The following is a 15,151-nucleotide window of genomic DNA, read 5'->3' as shown; positions in this document are numbered from 1 at the left end:
GTGAGGCGCAATCAGGGTTTACCCCGATGCACCATCACGATTCGTGCGCGGACCCGGCCGCGCCCGCCGCCGCGGCGGTTATCCACAGGCGCGGCGGCTCCTCAGCGGTCTCTCAGCAGAGACAAGTAGCATCGCGACGTGACGTTTCCGGGTGGGCGGCGTGCCCTCACGATCGTGGTCACGCTGGTCATCCTGTTGGCCGGAGGCGTGACATGGGCCCTGTGGCCCTCCGGCCCCGAGGTGAAGGGGCGCGACCTGGTCATCCCCGTCGTGGACGGACCGGCCGACGACCAGCGCGTCGATCTCGACGCCACCTTCTATCCCCCGGCCTCCGGCGGCAGGGCCCCGGCCGTGCTGCTCGCCCACGGCTTCGGCGGCAGCAAGGAGAGCATGCGCGAGCAGGCGGGACGGCTCGCGCAGCAGGGCTACGCCGTGCTGACCTGGTCGGCCCGCGGGTTCGGCCGCTCGACCGGGCAGATCGCGCTCAACTCGCCCGACTACGAGGTCAAGGACGTGCGGGGGCTGATCGATTGGCTGGCCAAGCGCCCCGAAGTGCGTCTCGACGCCCCGGGCGACCCCCGCGTCGGGATCGCCGGCGGCTCCTACGGCGGGGCGATCGCGCTGATGGCCGCGGCCTACGACAGCCGGGTCGACGCGATCGTCCCGCAGATCACCTGGTACGACCTCGCCGACGCGCTCTTCCCCGACGCCACGGGCAAGGGCCCGCTCAACGGCGTCTTCAAGAAGATGTGGGCCGGCATCTTCTTCAGCGCCGCCGCCGACCGGCTGGCCCCCGACGGCGGCCTCGGCGCGGGCGGTGTGGCCGGCCTCGCCGGCGCGGCCGCGGGCTCCCGCGGCGACGCGTCCGGGAGCCGGGAGACCGTGCGGACGCCCGGGACGGCCGAGCAGGTGCAGTGCGGGCGGTTCCTGCCGCAGATCTGCGAGATGTACCAGAAGGTGGCCGAGTCCGGCCGCGCCACCAAGGAGGCGGTCGATCTCTTGCGGCGGTCGAGCCCGATCTCGGTGCCCGGCCGGATCAAGGTGCCGACGCTGCTGGTCCAGGGCCAGCGCGACTCGCTGTTCCCGCTCTCGCACGCCGACGCCAACGCCCGGGCCATCGCCGCCACCGGCGCTCCGGTCGAGGTCGCCTGGTTCAACGGCGGCCACGACGGCGGCGACGGCGAGGCCGACTGGCTGTCCGACCGCACGACCGGCTGGTTCGACCGCTATCTCAAGGGGACCGGCTCCTCCGCCGGCGACGGCGACTCGGCCGCGTTCACGGTGACCAGGGACGGCGGCCGGGACCCGGGCACGCGCCGCCCCGTGCTCCTGCACGCGACCGCGGACCGCTACCCGGGCCTGCCGGGCGGACAGCGGACCGCCGTCGCCCTCCGGGGCCCCCAGCAGCCGATCGCCAACCCGGCGGGCGGGTCGCCGTCGTCGATCTCGGCGGTCCCCGGCCTCGGCGGGCTGCTCGGCGGAAACGGCGGCGGCGCGTCGATCGCGCTGGACATGCCCGGCCAGGCGGCCGTCTTCGAGTCCGCCCCGCTGGTCAGGCCCGCGCAGGTCACCGGCAGTCCGACCGTCACGATCCGGGTGTACGGCACGGGTGAGGCCACGCTGTTCGCCAAGCTCTACGACGTCTCCGGAGGATCGCTTCCGGTGCTTCCGTCGAGCCTGGTCTCGCCGCTGCGGGTCACCGCGAGCGAGGCGGGCACGCCGGTCACCGTGACGCTTCCGGCCATCGACAGGCGCTTCGACGCCGGGCACAGGATGCGGGTGGTCGTGTCGACCACCGATCTCGGCTACGCGACGCCCGCCGCTCCCGCCGTGTACCGGGTCGCGCTGGAGTCCCCCACGCTGGAGCTGCCCGGGGACGCGGCGCTGCGCACACCCGCCACCGGCCCGGCCTGGTGGACGTGGGCCCTGCCGCTCGCCGCGATCGCGATCGCCGCCGTGCTGCTGCTGACCGGCAGGGCCAGGCGCGGCACGGAGGGGGGCGACGACCCGGCGGTGGACGCCGAGTCGGCCGAGGTGCCCCTGGTGATCAGCGGGCTGGGCAAGCGCTACCGCAACGGCGAGAAGGCGGTCGACGGCCTGTCGTTCCGGGTCGAGAAGGGCCAGGTGCTCGGCCTGCTCGGGCCGAACGGCGCGGGCAAGACCACCACCATGCGCATGCTCATGGGTCTCATCCACCCCGACGAGGGCGAGATCCGGATCTTCGGCACCCGGGTGCGGCCGGGGGCGCCGGTGTTGTCGCGGCTGGGGTCGTTCGTCGAGGGGCCGGGATTCCTGCCGCACCTGTCCGGCCGGGCCAACCTGGAGCTGTACTGGCAGGCCACGGGGCGGCCGCCGCAGGACGCCCACATGGAGGAGGCGCTGGAGATCGCCGGGCTCGGCGCGGCCCTGGAGCGCGCGGTGCGCACCTACTCCCAGGGCATGCGCCAGCGCCTGGCCATCGCGCAGGCCATGCTCGGCCTCCCCGACCTGCTCGTGCTGGACGAGCCGACCAACGGCCTCGACCCGCCGCAGATCGCCGAGATGCGCCGCGTGCTCAAGGCGTACGCCGAGCGGGGGCGCACCGTCATCGTCTCCAGCCATCTGCTCGCCGAGGTCGAGCAGACCTGCACCCACGTGGTCGTCATGCACCGCGGGCGGCTGGTGTCGGCGGGGCCGGTCGGCGACCTGCTCGGCACCGCGCCGGCCGCCAACGGCGCCGGACCCCGCCTTGAGGACGTGTTCCTCGACCTGATCGGAGAGCGCCGATGAGCGCGGCGAAGCGACCCGCACCGGACCTGGCCGGACCCGCCGGCGACGGCGAGCGGACCACGCCGGTCGCCCCGGACGGACCGGACACGCGCGGCGACGACGCGGGGGGCCGGGCGCCCGGCTACGCTCCGGGACGCACGCTGCCGCTGCGGGTGGAGTTCGTGCGGCAGTTGCGGCGGCGCCGGACCATGGCGATGTTCGCCGTGCTGCTCGCTCTGCCGTGGGTGCTCGTCGTGGCCTTCCAGTTCGGGCCGGCAGGGCGGGGCCAGGGCAGTCTGCGGCTGTCCGATCTGGCCACGGCGGGCGGGCTCAACTTCGCGGCGTTCGCCCTGTCGGTGTCGGCCAACTTCCTGCTGGTGGTCGCCGTGGCGCTGTTCTGCGGCGACACGGTGGCGAGCGAGGCGAACTGGTCGTCGCTGCGCTACCTGCTGGCCGCGCCGGTTCCCCGCGACCGGCTGCTGCGCCAGAAGCTGGTGGTGGCGCTGGCGTACTCGGCCGCCGCGGTGACCGTGCTTCCGCTGATGGCCCTGCTCGCCGGCACGCTGGCCTTCGGGTGGAACGACATCACCGTGCCGGGGACCGGCGAGGTGATCCCCGCCGCCGACGTGCTGCCCAAGTTCGCCGTCGTCATCGTCTATGCCCTGGTCAGCCAGCTGGTGGTCGCCGCGGTCGCCTTCCTGCTGTCGGTCGGCACCGACTCCCCGCTCGGCGCGGTCGGCGGCGCGGTCGGCTTGGTGATCGTCAGCAGCATCCTGCAGGCGGTCGAGGCGCTGGGCACGCTGCGCGAGTTCCTTCCCACGTTCTGGAACGCCGCGTGGCTCGACGCGCTCGCGCCGGAGCCCGACTACAGCGGCATGGTGAAGGGCGTGGCGATCTCCGTGACCTACTCGGTGGTCCTCGTCGCCCTGGCCTTCCGCCGCTTCCGCCGCAGGGACGTCGTCTCCTGACGAGAGCCCTGCGCCGTCCCGGGCATTCCAGCCAGCCAGAATGCCCAGAGGCGGCTGGCGGGGAACCGGCATGGAGGCTGCCGTGGCAGACAGGCCGGCATCGGCCGAGCCATGGTGGTTATGGGAGCCGGGGGGGACATCCGGGCCGGCCCCCCACTCCCGGCATCGCGGTCCTCGATCGGCCACGGCCGCACGGCCCCGCCGGACCTACAGGCCACAGCACGCGCTCGTAACCGGAGGTGACCAGGTACCGATGACTCACCTGAAACCGGCGGCACTCGGGCCGGGGCCGGGGGCCTGCGCTGGGGGCGCTCCCGCCACCCGCCCGGAGCCGCCGCAGGCCACCTCCCTGCCCAGGCGGGCCGACGGGGGCCACGACACCGGCGACAGCGTTGCGCCAAGCGTCTTGTGCCACGACCCCATCCCGACCAGCGATCCGGACACCCGCGTCCCCGTCCCTCCTAGCGAAGACAGGGCCGCCCTGCCGGTCGCGGGAAATGTGCTGGAGCAGCTCGCCGGCACTGGAAGAGGCCTGGACAGCAAGGCCGAGCGGCAGCACCGGTTCCTGTCCGGCGCCTCCCACGAATTGCTCACCCCGCTCGCCGGGTTGCGGGCGCAACTGGAGGAGGCCCGGCTGCACCCCGCCGAGACGGACCTCTCCGAGCTCGTCGACTGCTCGCTGAGAAACGTGGACCGCCTGCAGGCGGTCGTCTCCGACCTGCTACTGCTCCTGAAGGCGGGGACGAAGCCGCCCCACGGGAGAACGGCGGCCGACTTGGCGGAGCTGGTCCGGACCGAGGTCTCCAGCCGGGCCCACCGGTCGCCCGTGCTGCTCCGGCTGATCCCCGGCGTGGCGGTCCCCGCCGTCGAGCACGAGATCCACCGTCTGCTGGGCAACCTCCTGGACAACGCGCAGCGGCACGCCAGGAGCAGGGTGCTGGTGGAGGTGCGCCAGGAGGGCGCCCACGCGGAACTCGCCGTCTCCGACGACGGAGACGGCATCCCCGAAGCCGACCGGGAGAAGGTGTTCGAGGCGTTCACCCGCTTGGAGGAGTGCAGAAGCCGCGGCCGGGGCGGCTCGGGCCTGGGCCTCGCCATCGCACGGGAGATCGTGCGGGCGCACGGCGGGACGATTGGCGTGGAGGAGTCGGCAGAGGGCGGCGCCCGCTTCGTGGTCCGCCTGCCACTCGCCGATCCTCTGCCCGGCCAGGGGTCGTGACCACCCCGTCAGCCCTTGCCGATTGGGATGGCCGCCGTCAGCGTTGTGCCCCGGCCGGCCGGGCTGGTGACCTCGATCGTGCCGCCCAGCGCCTGGACGCGGTCGATGAGACCGATGAGCCCCGAGCCCCGTGCCGGATCCGCGCCTCCCACCCCGTCGTCGCGGATCGCGACTGTCACCCTGTCGCCCGCCGCGTCGACCTCGACGCACACCAGCGAGGCCTGCGCGTGCTTGGCCACGTTCGTCAGGCACTCCGAGACGATGTAGTAGACCGCCACCTCGACCCGCTCCGGCAGGCGCCCGTCGACCCGCACCTGCAGGTCGACGGGAACGGCCGAACGGCGCGCGAGCATCTTCAGCGCGGGCCCGAGCCCGCCCTTGGACAGGATCGCCGGGTGGATGCCGCGGGACAGCTCGCGCAGGTCCTCCAGCACCAGCGTCAGGCCCTCGGCCGTGTGGGACAGCTGCTCCTTTAGCCTGGGCAGATCCGGCGGCACGGCGGTCTCCGCCATGCGCAACTGCAGCCCCAGGGAGACGAGACGCTGCTGGGCCCCGTCGTGCAGGTCGCGTTCGATCCGGTGCCGGGTCTCGTCCGAGGCCGCGACCACGCGGGCGCGTGAGGCGGCGAGCTCGTCGCGGGCCTCGGCGTTGGAGATCGCGGTGGCGACGAGTTCGGTGAAGTCCCGCATGCGCTCCTCGACCCCTTCCGGCTGCGGCTCCCGGGCCCGGAAGAAGGCGATCGTCACGCCCCACAGGCGCGCCTCGACGACGATGGGGCTGGCGACCGCGGACGTGATCTCCTTGTCCTTGGCCCACCCGTCCAGTTCTCCGGTTGCCCCCTCCTCCACCGTCATCCTGCCGGGCTGTCCCGTGCGCAGGACGAGGGCGGACAGGCCGGTGTCCCTGAGGGGCCGGCGCGAGCCCACCGGCGGCGGTGGTCCGCGGTCCGACGAGCTCCAGGAACTCACCAGGACGACCGTCCGGTCGGGCTCGTAGCGTTCGATCGCGGTGTGGTCCGCGTTCACGATCCGGCCCATCTCACGGGCGACCGCGCCGAAGATCTCCGTCGGCGGGACCCCTCGCGCTACCAGGGTGGCGACCCGTCGCAGGGCGGCCTGCTCCTCGGCGATCCTCCCTAGCTCGTCCCGGCTCGCCGCCAGGGCGTTCCCGATGGCCTCGCGGTCGCGCGCCGCCACCAGCAGCGTTTCCAGCGAGGGCACCACGCGCTCCCGCAGGCGGCGCATCATGGCCGCCGGCAGGCCGGCAGGCACGACGAGCGTGCCGATCCCGGCACCGTCGTCGGTCAGCGGCAGCGCGGTGTGGCGCGGATCGTCGCCGACCGGCCCGAGCTCGATAGCCAGGAACGGCAGGCCGAGTCCCTGCGCCAGGCGCCGGGCCACGACCGGCAGCGCCGCGCGCAGATGCTCGGCGCGGAGGAGGAGCCGGGCCGTCCTCGCGTCGAGATCGGCTTCGCGGCGGCGTTCCTCCGCCTCTATCACCAGGGACCGCATCAGCGAGGCGGCGGCGCTCACCAGCACCCCGACGATCAGGAAGACCAGCAGCGGCACCCAGGTCCAGGAGCTGAAGACGGTGACCTCGTGCAGGGGCGGGACGTGGAAAAAGTCGTAGACCCCGGCGCTGGCGAGAGCGACGATCATACCGAGGCCCATGCCCCAGAGGTAGGCGACCACGAGAACGCCGACCAGATAAACTACGTTCAGGGCGGTGCTGGGCGCCACCTGCGCCAGCGCAAAGGCTATGAACGTCTCGGCTGCCACGCATGCGGCGCCCGTCAGGATGCCCCACAGGAGGGGCGGGCGGCTCGCGCGTAGCAGCAATGACAGCAACCGCGCGCGCACAAAGCCACACTACTCTCACAAGGCGGAGAGAGATAAGGCCGAATGCCCAGGTCAACGTCGTCGCCCGCCCGGCTTGAGCGACGCGCGTGATCGCACGCGAGAAGGCGGCAGAGCGGTGGACGAGACCCCGACGCGAGTGGTGCTGGCGGACGACGACGTCCTGTTGCGCGAGGGGCTGGCCAGCCTGCTGGAGCGATCGGGGTTCGAGGTCGCCGGCCAGGCGGGAAACGCGGCCGAGCTGCTCGCGCTCGTACGGAAACACCGGCCGGATCTCGCCGTCGTCGACATCCGGATGCCTCCGCAGCACACGACGGAGGGCGTCGAGGCGGCCAAGGTCATCCGTGCGGAGTTCCCCGAGGTGGGCATCCTGCTGCTGTCCGCGCACGTCGAGGTCGAACAGGCGATGGAGCTGCTCGCCACCGGGCACCGGGTCGGCTACCTGCTGAAGAGCCGGGTGACCGCGGTGTCGGAATTCGTCGAGACGCTGCAGCGCATCGTCCACGGCGGCTCGGTCGTCGACCCCAGCCTCGTGGCCGAGCTCTTCAACGCCCGCCGCCGGCATGATCCGCTGGAGCAGCTCACCCAGCGCGAGCGCGAGGTGCTCTCCCTCATGGCGGAGGGCCGGTCGAACGCGGGGATCGCGCACAAACTCTGGATCACCGAGGGCACGGTCGAAAAGCACGTGCGCAGCATCATGTCGAGACTGCGGCTGCCGGAGACGGAGGACGACCACCGCCGCGTGCTCGCGGTGCTCGCGTTCCTCGACGCCCGCTGAGGCCGTGCCGGTGCTGCCGGTCCGGCCCGTTCAGGCGTTCGCGCCCCGCAGGATCTCGTCGATGGCCCGGCCCGACAGGCGTGGCTTGGACAGGAAGGCGAGGGCCGGGCTGGTCGCGATCATCTCGGCGAAGTCCTGCTCGTCGTACGTCGAGATCAGGATGACCCGCGGCGGACGGTCCCCCGCGTCCTCGTAGAGCCGCAGGACCAGGTCGAAGCCGTTCTCCTCGCCCAGATCGATGTCGACCAGCACGAGATCCGGCCGCAGCTCCTGGAAGCACCGGAGCGCCTCGGCCGTGGTTGACACCGTGCCCACGACAGCGATGCCGTCCGCCTCCAGCAACAGGCGGGCGGCCTCCTTGAAGTGGTCGCTGTCGTCGACGATGAGACACCTGAGGGGCACATATTCAGAGTGGCATTCGGAGCGCATCCGCGTCATTGCAGCTAGCCACCATCCCGCGGTGCCGTGGGCAGGCCTGTCGGATGGGGGCTGCCGGCGCAGACGGCGGGGCCTTCCAGAGGCCATCGTAGGGAGTGTCAGCGAGCGACCGCGCCGGTGCCGGGCGAGTCCGCCGCGAGCCCGGAGCGGGCCGCCGGCGCGTTCCGGCTCTTCGTGAACCGTCCGCCGTCTGCTGAAGGAGAGAGGTGAGACCCATGTGTCCGCACACCCCGCCGTGTCCGCCCGCGTACGCCCCCGATCACGACGCCGCCCGTCTCGTGGCCTTCCATCCCGAGCAGGGGTGGGGGCTGCTCTGCAACGGTGTCGTGGTGTTCGAGGACACCGGCGAGCTGCTGCCCGACGGCCGGAGCCTTCTCCCACACCGGGCCTGCTATGCGCAGGCCGCGTGAGTCCATGGGCACGGCCATGCTGGTCACCATGGCTCGGCGGCCGGGCCACGCCTTCCCGGGGGAGCGGCTCCCACCCGACGAGGCGGCCGACGACGGCGTGCCGGACCTGTGCCGGGCCTGCTGGGTCCTCCCCGCCGTCCCGTCCTCCACGGGCCGGGCGCGCCGGCTCGTCCGCGCTGCGCTGCGTGACTGGGCGGGCAGCGCGGAGGACGAGGTGACCGAGGTGGCCGAACTGCTCGTCAGCGAGCTGGTCGCCAACGTCCTGCGGCACGGGCGGGGGGAACCGGTCCTCACGCTCCTGCTGCGGGACGGCGTCCTGCGGTGCGAGGTCGAGGACGAAGACGAGGACGAGGCCCGCGTTCCGCTGCGGGCCCGCGACAGGTCACCGGACGACGACGAGGGCGGCCGGGGGCTGCTGATCGTCGAGTCCCTGTCCCGCTCCTGGGGAGTGCGCCCGACGAGCAGGGGAAAGGCCGTCTGGTTCGAGCTGGACGCGCTCTAGTCCCAGTGAGGCGGACGTTCCTCCAGCAAATGGGAGACGTCGGAGTCGGAGCGCCAATCGCCCCACCCGAGGTCGGTGTCGTCGCTCGTCTGGTCAGGCAGCACCGGCAGCCCCTCGTCGAAGAGGTCCACCGGACGCATGTCATCCGGATGCTGCACACTCACGCGGCCAATGCTACTGGCTCCACCCGGAGCCGCGAAGCCGAGAGAGCCGGGCGGCCGTAGAGCCCCGGTGAGCCGCGAGAACCGCGCGGTCAGGCGACCGGGGCCACGGCCGGGCGGCGCTGGGACTCCTTCCCCCGAGGAGAGATCACCCCGCCTCATCGCCGGGCAAACGTCACGCCCGTACCACCGGACAGCCAACCACACGCAAAGGTACGATGCGGGAGCAGGGAGCACGCCGGACGAACCCCCCCGTGAGGCGGCATGGCAACGCCAGCAGGATGGCGGCAAGAGGGCAACCTGCCCGTGGAGCTGACCAGCTTCGTCGGGCGGACGCGGTTGCTCGCGTCGCTGCGACAGAAGCTGCAGGAGCACCGGCTGGTCACCGTCACGGGCATCGGCGGAGTCGGCAAGTCGCGCACCGCGCTGCGTCTCGCACACCAGGTGCGGCGGCAGTTCAGGGACGGCGTCTGGTACGTCGAGCTGGCCCGGCTGCAGGACCCCGCGATGGTCTACCACACGATCACCTCCGCGCTCGGCATCGCCGACCAGTCGCCGCGCGAGGGGTCGGACACCCTCGCCGAGTGGCTGGCCGAACGGGAGCTCCTGCTCATCCTGGACACCTGCGAGCACCTGGTCGACGCGTGCGCGCAGCTCACGCAGGAACTGCTCAAAACGGCGCCGCACCTGCGCATCCTGGCGACGAGCCGGCGATCGCTCAACGCGCCGGGCGAGTACACGGCCGCCGTGCCGCCGCTGTCCGTGCCCGGCGACAACCCCTCGGAGAACGCGTTCACCAACGAGGCCGTCGAGCTGTTCGGCGCGCGGGCCTCCGCCGTCGTGCCCGACTTCGTGGTGGACGAGGACAACATCACGGCCGTCGCCGAGCTGTGCCGCCGCCTCGACGGGATCCCGCTGGCCATCGAACTGGCCGCCGTGCGCCTGCGCACGCTGTCGGTCGAGCAGATCCTCGGGCTGCTCGCCGACCGGTTCAGCCTGCTCGCCGGAGCCAGCCGTACGGCGCTGCCGCGGCACCAGACCCTGCGCGCGGCGATCGGGTGGAGCCACGAGCTGTGCGAACCGGCCGAGCGGCTGCTGTGGGCGCGGCTGTCGGTGTTCGCCGGCGACTTCGAGCTCGATGCGGCCCGGCATGTCTGCGCCGGCGACGCCCTGCCCTCCGAGCGGATCCTCGACGTGATCGGCGGCCTGGTCGACAAGTCGGTCCTGCTGAGCTTCCCCACCCCGGCCGGCCAGCGATACCGGCTGATCGACACGCTGCGGCAGTACGGCGGCGAGTGGCTGGACAAGCTCGGCGAGACGCAGGACCTGCGTCGCCGCCACCGCGACTACTACCTCCAGCTCGCCGAGCGCAGCGAACACTCCTGGTCGGGACCGCGCCAGGTCCACTGGTACACCCGGATGCGCCAGGAGCACGACAACATCCGCGTCGCGCTCGACTACTGCCTGTCCACTCCGGGCGAGGAGCGCGTCGGCCTCAAGCTGCTGTCGGCCCTGTGGTTCCTGTGGGTCGCCTGCGGTTTCGCCCGTGAGGGCGTGATCTACCTGGAGCGCGCGCTCACGGCCAGCCCCTCGCCCAGCAAGGAGCGCTGCAAGGCCCTGTGGGTGCTGGCCTACATCCGCAGCGCCCAGGGCGACATGGCCGGCGCGCTCGCCGCGGCCGAGCAGTGCAGCACCGACGCGGTGCGCGTGGGCGACTCGGGCGCGGTGCTGCTCGCGACCAAGATGCAGGGCACCGCAGCGATGCTGCAGGGCGACGCGAAGAAGGCCACCGCGCTGCTCGGCGTCGCGATCGAGTTCCACCGCGGCGGCCGGGAGCTGAACCCGGGCCTGCTGCCGGCGATCGTCGAGCTGTCCATGGTGCTGCTCGCGCAGGGCGAGTTCGAGGAGGCGGAGACGCTGCTGGTCGACTGCCTGCAGGTCTGCCAGGAGCGCGGCGAGCTGTGGCTGCGGTCCTACGCCTGGTACGTCTCCTCCCTCGTCCACCGGGCGACCGGCAGACGCGACGAGGCGCTGGTGGCGTGCAAGGAGGCGCTGCGCATCAAGCGGCACTTCCACGACGTGCTGGGGATCGTCCTGTGCGTGGACAACCTGGCGACGCTCAACCTCGAGGCCGGAGAGCCGGAACGGACGGCGACCCTCCTCGGGGCGGCCCAGACCAACTGGCGGACCTTCGGGCTGCCCCAGTTCGGGTCGCCGTTCTTCACGACCGAGCACGAGCAGTGCGTCAAGGAGTGCAAGAAGCTGATCGGCGACGCCGTCTACGACGAGGCGTACACCGCCGGAACCCGGTTCAGCCTGGGCGACCTCGTCGAGTACGCGCTGGACGACCTCGACGACTTCCACCTGGACTGACCGGGTTCGACTGGACTGACGGGTTCAGTTGGACCGGACGGGCCGCCGAACGGCGGTGGTCACTGCCAGGCGCCGACGTACCGGGAGCTGGTCAGCGAGTAGTCGACGCTGCCGCTGATCCAGTACTGCAGGCCGTGCACGTACGCGTCGACGGCGGGTGAGCCGAGCGCCTCGGTGGCCGGGGTGAGCGCCGCCATCGCGGCGACCGCCTCGTCGCGCATCGCGCCGATCCGGTCCATCGCCTCCTGGACCGTGCAGCCGGTGTGCCCGACCAGCACGCTGACGAGGTTGTTGCGGATGTTCGCCTCGCCCCGCTCCTTGGCGTAGGAGATGAGGTCGTTGTCCCAGACGACCACGTCGTTGGCGTGCTCGGTCATCTCGTGCACCACCGGATGGCGCCACTCGTCCATCGTGAGACAGACCTCCGCGGCCACGTCGATCAGCGCGAAGACGGTGAGCATCGCGCCGGTCCTGCGGCGCATGAAGATGTAGTCGTCGATCGTGGGAACGACGTCGTCCTCCCGGTTGGCGGCCTCCCAGACCTGGGCGAACAGGTAGTCCTTGGTCGTCGCGCGCCACCGGTCGAGCTGGTCGGCGGTGCCGTGTTCCCTGATCCGCGTCTTGATGTCGAGGAGCGCGCGGGCGAAGACGTTCTCGACCGGTTCGTCCCCCTCGTTGTCCTCGACGACGCTGTAGAGCTGGGGCAGGGCCCGGGCGATCTCGGCCGCCCGCCGGTCCGACTCGCAGTAGGCGTCGTCGAACGCGAACAGCCACACGCACCAGTCCGTGACGAGCTGGCACAGCTCCCGGGAGGCGTACGGGTAGGTCCGGGCGCCGAGCCATCCGTAGCGAGCGAGCCGGAAACGCTCGAGCTGGTCGTCGTCGGCGATCATGCCGGAGGCGGCCAGCCAGGCCAGCGTGTCCCGGTTCACCTCGTCCACGTGCGGGTTCACCGCACTGGGGAAGGGGCAGGTGAGGGAGGGAAGGCGGAGGGGGCGCCCGCTGAGGGAATCCGCTTTCGCAGTAGCCATCCGACAAGCATGGTCCTACCGCATGAACGGCGCCAGCCTTGCCATAATTACGGACACATCGGCCAGATAGATCCATTCAGCCGGATTAGCCCTCGATGAGGGTGACGATCTCGGCGTCCCCGAACATGCGGGCGGCGTCGACCGCCGACGGCGTCCCCGCGTAGCGATCGGCTCCCAGCTCCAGCAACGCCCGCACGACCTCGGGCTCCTTCTTGAACACCGCCCCGGCGAGCGGGGTCTGCCCGCGGTCGTTGGCGAGGTCGGGGTCCGCGCCCCGCTCGCCCAGGGCGCGCACCGTCGCGGCGTGCCCGTGGTAGGCCGCCAGCATGAGCAGGGTGTCGCCCTTCTGGTTGCGCAGGTTGACGGGCACGCCCGCGTCGACGTACGCGCACAGCGCCTCGGTCCGCCCCGACCTCGCGAGCTCGAAGAGCCTGGTGGCGAACTCCTCCAGCTCAGGGTCCGGCTCCATGGTGCCCATGGTCCAACGGTAAGGTCGCCGCTACCCCTCCGGAATCGACCGGGGGTCCCGTAGGTTCAGTAGGTAAAGACTTCGTGAGAAAGGCTGGGACACGTGTCCGACCCCACGGATCTCTATCGGCTCGACGGGGACCTTCCCGAGCTGACCGATCCGGTGCTGCTCTACCACTTCGAGGGGTTCGTCGACGCCGGCTCCGCCGGGCGGCTGGCCCTGGGGCACCTCCTCGCCGAACTGGAGCACCGGGTCATCGCGACCTTCGACGTGGACCGGCTGCTCGACTACCGGTCCCGCCGCCCGGCGATGACCTTCGACACCGATCACTGGAGCGACTACGACACTCCCGAGCTGGCCGTCTACCTGACCAAGGACGTCACGGGCACGCCGTTCCTCATCATGAGCGGCCCGGAGCCCGACCGGGAGTGGGAGCTGTTCACCGAGGCCGTCGGCATGCTGGTGACCCGGCTCAACATCGGCAGGCTGGTCACCGTCCACGGCATCCCGATGGGCGTCCCGCACACCCGCCCGCTCGGCATGACGGCCCACGCGACGCGCCCCGACCTCGTCCACGGGCAGACCAGCCCCTTCGGCAAGGTCCGCGTGCCGGGGAGCCTCGCCGCGCTCATCGAGTTCCGGCTCGGGACGAAGGGCCACGACGCGCTCGGCTACGCCGTCCACGTGCCCCACTATCTCGCCCAGGCGGAGTACCCGCAGGCCGCCGTGGCCGCGCTGGAGGCCGTCACCCGCGGCACCGGGCTGGTCTTCCCCATGGACGCGCTCAGGGACGCGGCCGACAAGACCGACACCGAGATCGAGGAGCAGATCGCGGCGTCCGAGGAGCTCGCCGGCGCCATCCGCGGCCTGGAGCAGCAGTACGACGCGTTCCAGTCGGGCGCCGAACGGGAGAGCCTGCTGGCCGAGGAGGCGCAGATGCCCACGGGTGACGAGCTCGCCGCCCAGTTCGAGGCGTTCCTCGCCGAACGCGACGACCGCGACACCTGAGCCGCCGCGAAACCGCCGCCCTCGACCCGCCCCGAAGGACGCCCCGACCCTCATGCCGCCCTCAGATATCCCCGAGATCCGTGTCGGATTGGCTGGTTTCGGTCCGGCCGGATCCTTCTTCCACGCGCCGCTGATCGCCGCCACGCCGGGACTGCGCCTCGCCGCCGTCGTCACCCGCGACCCCGGCAGGGCCGAGCGCGTCCGTGCCGAACACCCCGGCGCGGACGTCGTCCCCGCCGCGGACGACCTGTGGGACCGCTGCGATCTCGTGGTGGTCGCCACGCCCAACCGCACGCACGTGCCCCTGGCGACCGAGGCGCTCAAGGCCGGGCTTCCCGTGGTCGTCGACAAGCCGCTGGCCGGCGCCGCCGCGGAGGCCCGCGACCTCGTACGGCTCGCGCGCGACCGCGGGCTGATGCTGACGGTCTTCCAGAACCGGCGCTGGGACGGCGACTTCCTGACCCTGCGGCGGCTGCTGCCCGAGCTGGGCGAGGTCCACCGGTTCGAGTCGCGGTTCGAGCGGTGGCGGCCGGTGCCCAAGGGCGGCTGGCGCGAGTCGGGCGGTCCGGAGGAGGTCGGCGGCACCCTCTTCGACCTCGGCAGCCACCTGGTCGACCAGGCCCTGCGGTTGTTCGGCCCGGTCTCCCAGGTCTACGCGGAGACCGACGTCAGGCGGGCCGGGGTGCGCAACGACGACGACGCGTTCGTCGCGCTGACCCACCGGAGCGGGACCCGCTCGCACCTGTGGATGAGCGCGGTGGCCGCGAACCTCGGCCCGAGGTTCCGGGTGCTCGGCTCCCGCGCCTCGTACGTCAAGTGGGGGCTGGACCCGCAGGAGGAACGCCTGCGGGCGGGCGAGCGCCCGGAGGCCGCCGACTTCGGCCAGGGCGCAGGACGGGGCACAGGCCAGGGCACAGACCAGGGCACAGGTCCGGGCGCGGGCACGGGATGGGGCGCGGAGCCCTCGGAACGCTGGGGCACTTTCGGGGTCGAGGGCGACGCCCGCCGGGTGCCCACCGAGCCCGGGGCGTACCAGCGGTTCTACGAGGGCGTCGTGGCCTGCCTGCGCGACGGCGCGCCGCCCCCGGTCGAGCCGGACGACGCCGCCGCGACCATCGCCGTCCTGGAGGCCGCCGTCCTGTCGGCCGCCCGCGGCCAGGTGGTCACCCTCCCCGAGCGGGAGGAATAGC

14 protein-coding genes are annotated in these 15,151 nt (G+C 72.3%); 9 read left to right on the top strand and 5 right to left on the bottom strand.

What is annotated here, in order from left to right; translation table 11 throughout:
• The first annotated feature begins 138 nt into the window (after positions 1–138).
• The 3 genes from ABZ860_RS20175 to ABZ860_RS20165 all read left to right on the top strand — a co-directional run bounded on the left by ABZ860_RS20175 (position 139) and on the right by ABZ860_RS20165 (position 4,935).
• Positions 139–2,769, top strand: a complete 2,631-nt coding sequence (locus ABZ860_RS20175) for a CocE/NonD family hydrolase (protein WP_357222200.1) — start codon at positions 139–141, stop codon at positions 2,767–2,769.
• Positions 2,766–3,716 (top strand): ABC transporter permease, encoded by a 951-nt coding sequence (locus tag ABZ860_RS20170; RefSeq protein WP_357222198.1) that lies wholly within the window; start codon positions 2,766–2,768, stop codon positions 3,714–3,716. The genes ABZ860_RS20175 and ABZ860_RS20170 overlap by 4 nt, the downstream gene beginning before the upstream one ends.
• 499 nt (positions 3,717–4,215) lie before the next feature.
• Positions 4,216–4,935, top strand: a complete 720-nt coding sequence (locus ABZ860_RS20165) for a HAMP domain-containing sensor histidine kinase (protein ID WP_357222196.1) — start codon at positions 4,216–4,218, stop codon at positions 4,933–4,935.
• 8 nt (positions 4,936–4,943) lie between these two features.
• On the opposite strand, the gene ABZ860_RS20160 is transcribed toward ABZ860_RS20165, so the two are convergent.
• Positions 4,944–6,794, bottom strand: coding sequence for a DUF4118 domain-containing protein (locus tag ABZ860_RS20160; RefSeq protein WP_357222195.1), 1,851 nt, complete (start codon positions 6,792–6,794; stop codon positions 4,944–4,946).
• A 115-nt stretch (positions 6,795–6,909) separates the two neighbouring features.
• On the opposite strand from ABZ860_RS20160, the gene ABZ860_RS20155 reads away from it, so the two are divergent.
• A complete protein-coding gene (locus tag ABZ860_RS20155; RefSeq protein ID WP_357222193.1) occupies positions 6,910–7,569 on the top strand; it encodes a response regulator transcription factor in 660 nt (219 codons plus the stop codon).
• A 30-nt stretch (positions 7,570–7,599) separates the two neighbouring features.
• Here ABZ860_RS20155 and ABZ860_RS20150 read toward each other — a convergent pair whose 3' ends face one another.
• Complete coding sequence (locus ABZ860_RS20150) at positions 7,600–7,971, bottom strand: response regulator transcription factor (RefSeq protein ID WP_357222191.1); 372 nt, start codon at positions 7,969–7,971, stop codon at positions 7,600–7,602.
• Between the two features lie 251 nt (positions 7,972–8,222).
• Between ABZ860_RS20150 and ABZ860_RS20145 the strand changes: the two genes are divergently transcribed.
• The gene (locus ABZ860_RS20145; protein WP_079313607.1) at positions 8,223–8,417 is read left to right on the top strand and encodes a DUF5999 family protein; all 195 of its coding nucleotides are present in this window, start codon (positions 8,223–8,225) and stop codon (positions 8,415–8,417) included.
• Positions 8,401–8,919 carry an ATP-binding protein gene (locus ABZ860_RS20140; RefSeq protein ID WP_357222190.1) on the top strand — a complete coding sequence of 173 codons (519 nt, stop codon included), beginning with the start codon at positions 8,401–8,403 and terminating at the stop codon, positions 8,917–8,919. The genes ABZ860_RS20145 and ABZ860_RS20140 overlap by 17 nt, the downstream gene beginning before the upstream one ends.
• Here the strand turns inward: ABZ860_RS20140 and ABZ860_RS20135 are convergent.
• On the bottom strand, positions 8,916–9,083 hold the full coding sequence (locus ABZ860_RS20135; RefSeq protein WP_185949386.1) for a hypothetical protein: 168 nt from the start codon (positions 9,081–9,083) through the stop codon (positions 8,916–8,918). The genes ABZ860_RS20140 and ABZ860_RS20135 overlap by 4 nt on opposite strands.
• Before the next feature lie 261 nt (positions 9,084–9,344).
• On the opposite strand from ABZ860_RS20135, the gene ABZ860_RS20130 reads away from it, so the two are divergent.
• Entirely contained in the window at positions 9,345–11,453 is a 2,109-nt protein-coding gene (locus tag ABZ860_RS20130) for an AAA family ATPase (protein ID WP_357222188.1), read from the top strand.
• A 59-nt stretch (positions 11,454–11,512) separates the two neighbouring features.
• Here ABZ860_RS20130 and ABZ860_RS20125 read toward each other — a convergent pair whose 3' ends face one another.
• Positions 11,513–12,484 carry a 4-epi-cubebol synthase gene (locus tag ABZ860_RS20125; RefSeq protein ID WP_357222186.1) on the bottom strand — a complete coding sequence of 324 codons (972 nt, stop codon included), beginning with the start codon at positions 12,482–12,484 and terminating at the stop codon, positions 11,513–11,515.
• An 85-nt stretch (positions 12,485–12,569) separates the two neighbouring features.
• On the bottom strand, positions 12,570–12,962 hold the full coding sequence (locus ABZ860_RS20120; protein ID WP_357222184.1) for an ankyrin repeat domain-containing protein: 393 nt from the start codon (positions 12,960–12,962) through the stop codon (positions 12,570–12,572).
• 93 nt (positions 12,963–13,055) lie between these two features.
• Between ABZ860_RS20120 and ABZ860_RS20115 the strand changes: the two genes are divergently transcribed.
• On the top strand, positions 13,056–13,961 hold the full coding sequence (locus ABZ860_RS20115; protein ID WP_357222182.1) for a PAC2 family protein: 906 nt from the start codon (positions 13,056–13,058) through the stop codon (positions 13,959–13,961).
• A gap of 52 nt (positions 13,962–14,013) precedes the next feature.
• Complete coding sequence (locus tag ABZ860_RS20110; RefSeq protein ID WP_357222180.1) at positions 14,014–15,150, top strand: Gfo/Idh/MocA family oxidoreductase; 1,137 nt, start codon at positions 14,014–14,016, stop codon at positions 15,148–15,150.
• The last annotated feature ends 1 nt before the right edge of the window (position 15,151 follow it).

The organism is Microbispora sp. NPDC046973 (genome assembly GCF_040644495.1).
Lineage (GTDB): Bacteria > Actinomycetota > Actinomycetes > Streptosporangiales > Streptosporangiaceae > Microbispora.
This window is presented reverse-complemented; position numbering and strand designations above follow the sequence as displayed.

Coding starts and splice junctions, on each gene's coding strand:
- ABZ860_RS20170 (WP_357222198.1), top strand. CDS start 2,766: ATGAGCGCGGCGAAGCGACCCGCACCGGACCTGGCCGGACCCGCCGGC.
- ABZ860_RS20145 (WP_079313607.1), top strand. CDS start 8,223: ATGTGTCCGCACACCCCGCCGTGTCCGCCCGCGTACGCCCCCGATCAC.
- ABZ860_RS20140 (WP_357222190.1), top strand. CDS start 8,401: ATGCGCAGGCCGCGTGAGTCCATGGGCACGGCCATGCTGGTCACCATG.
- ABZ860_RS20130 (WP_357222188.1), top strand. CDS start 9,345: ATGGCAACGCCAGCAGGATGGCGGCAAGAGGGCAACCTGCCCGTGGAG.
- ABZ860_RS20125 (WP_357222186.1), bottom strand. CDS start 12,484: ATGGCTACTGCGAAAGCGGATTCCCTCAGCGGGCGCCCCCTCCGCCTT.
- ABZ860_RS20120 (WP_357222184.1), bottom strand. CDS start 12,962: ATGGGCACCATGGAGCCGGACCCTGAGCTGGAGGAGTTCGCCACCAGG.
- ABZ860_RS20110 (WP_357222180.1), top strand. CDS start 14,014: ATGCCGCCCTCAGATATCCCCGAGATCCGTGTCGGATTGGCTGGTTTC.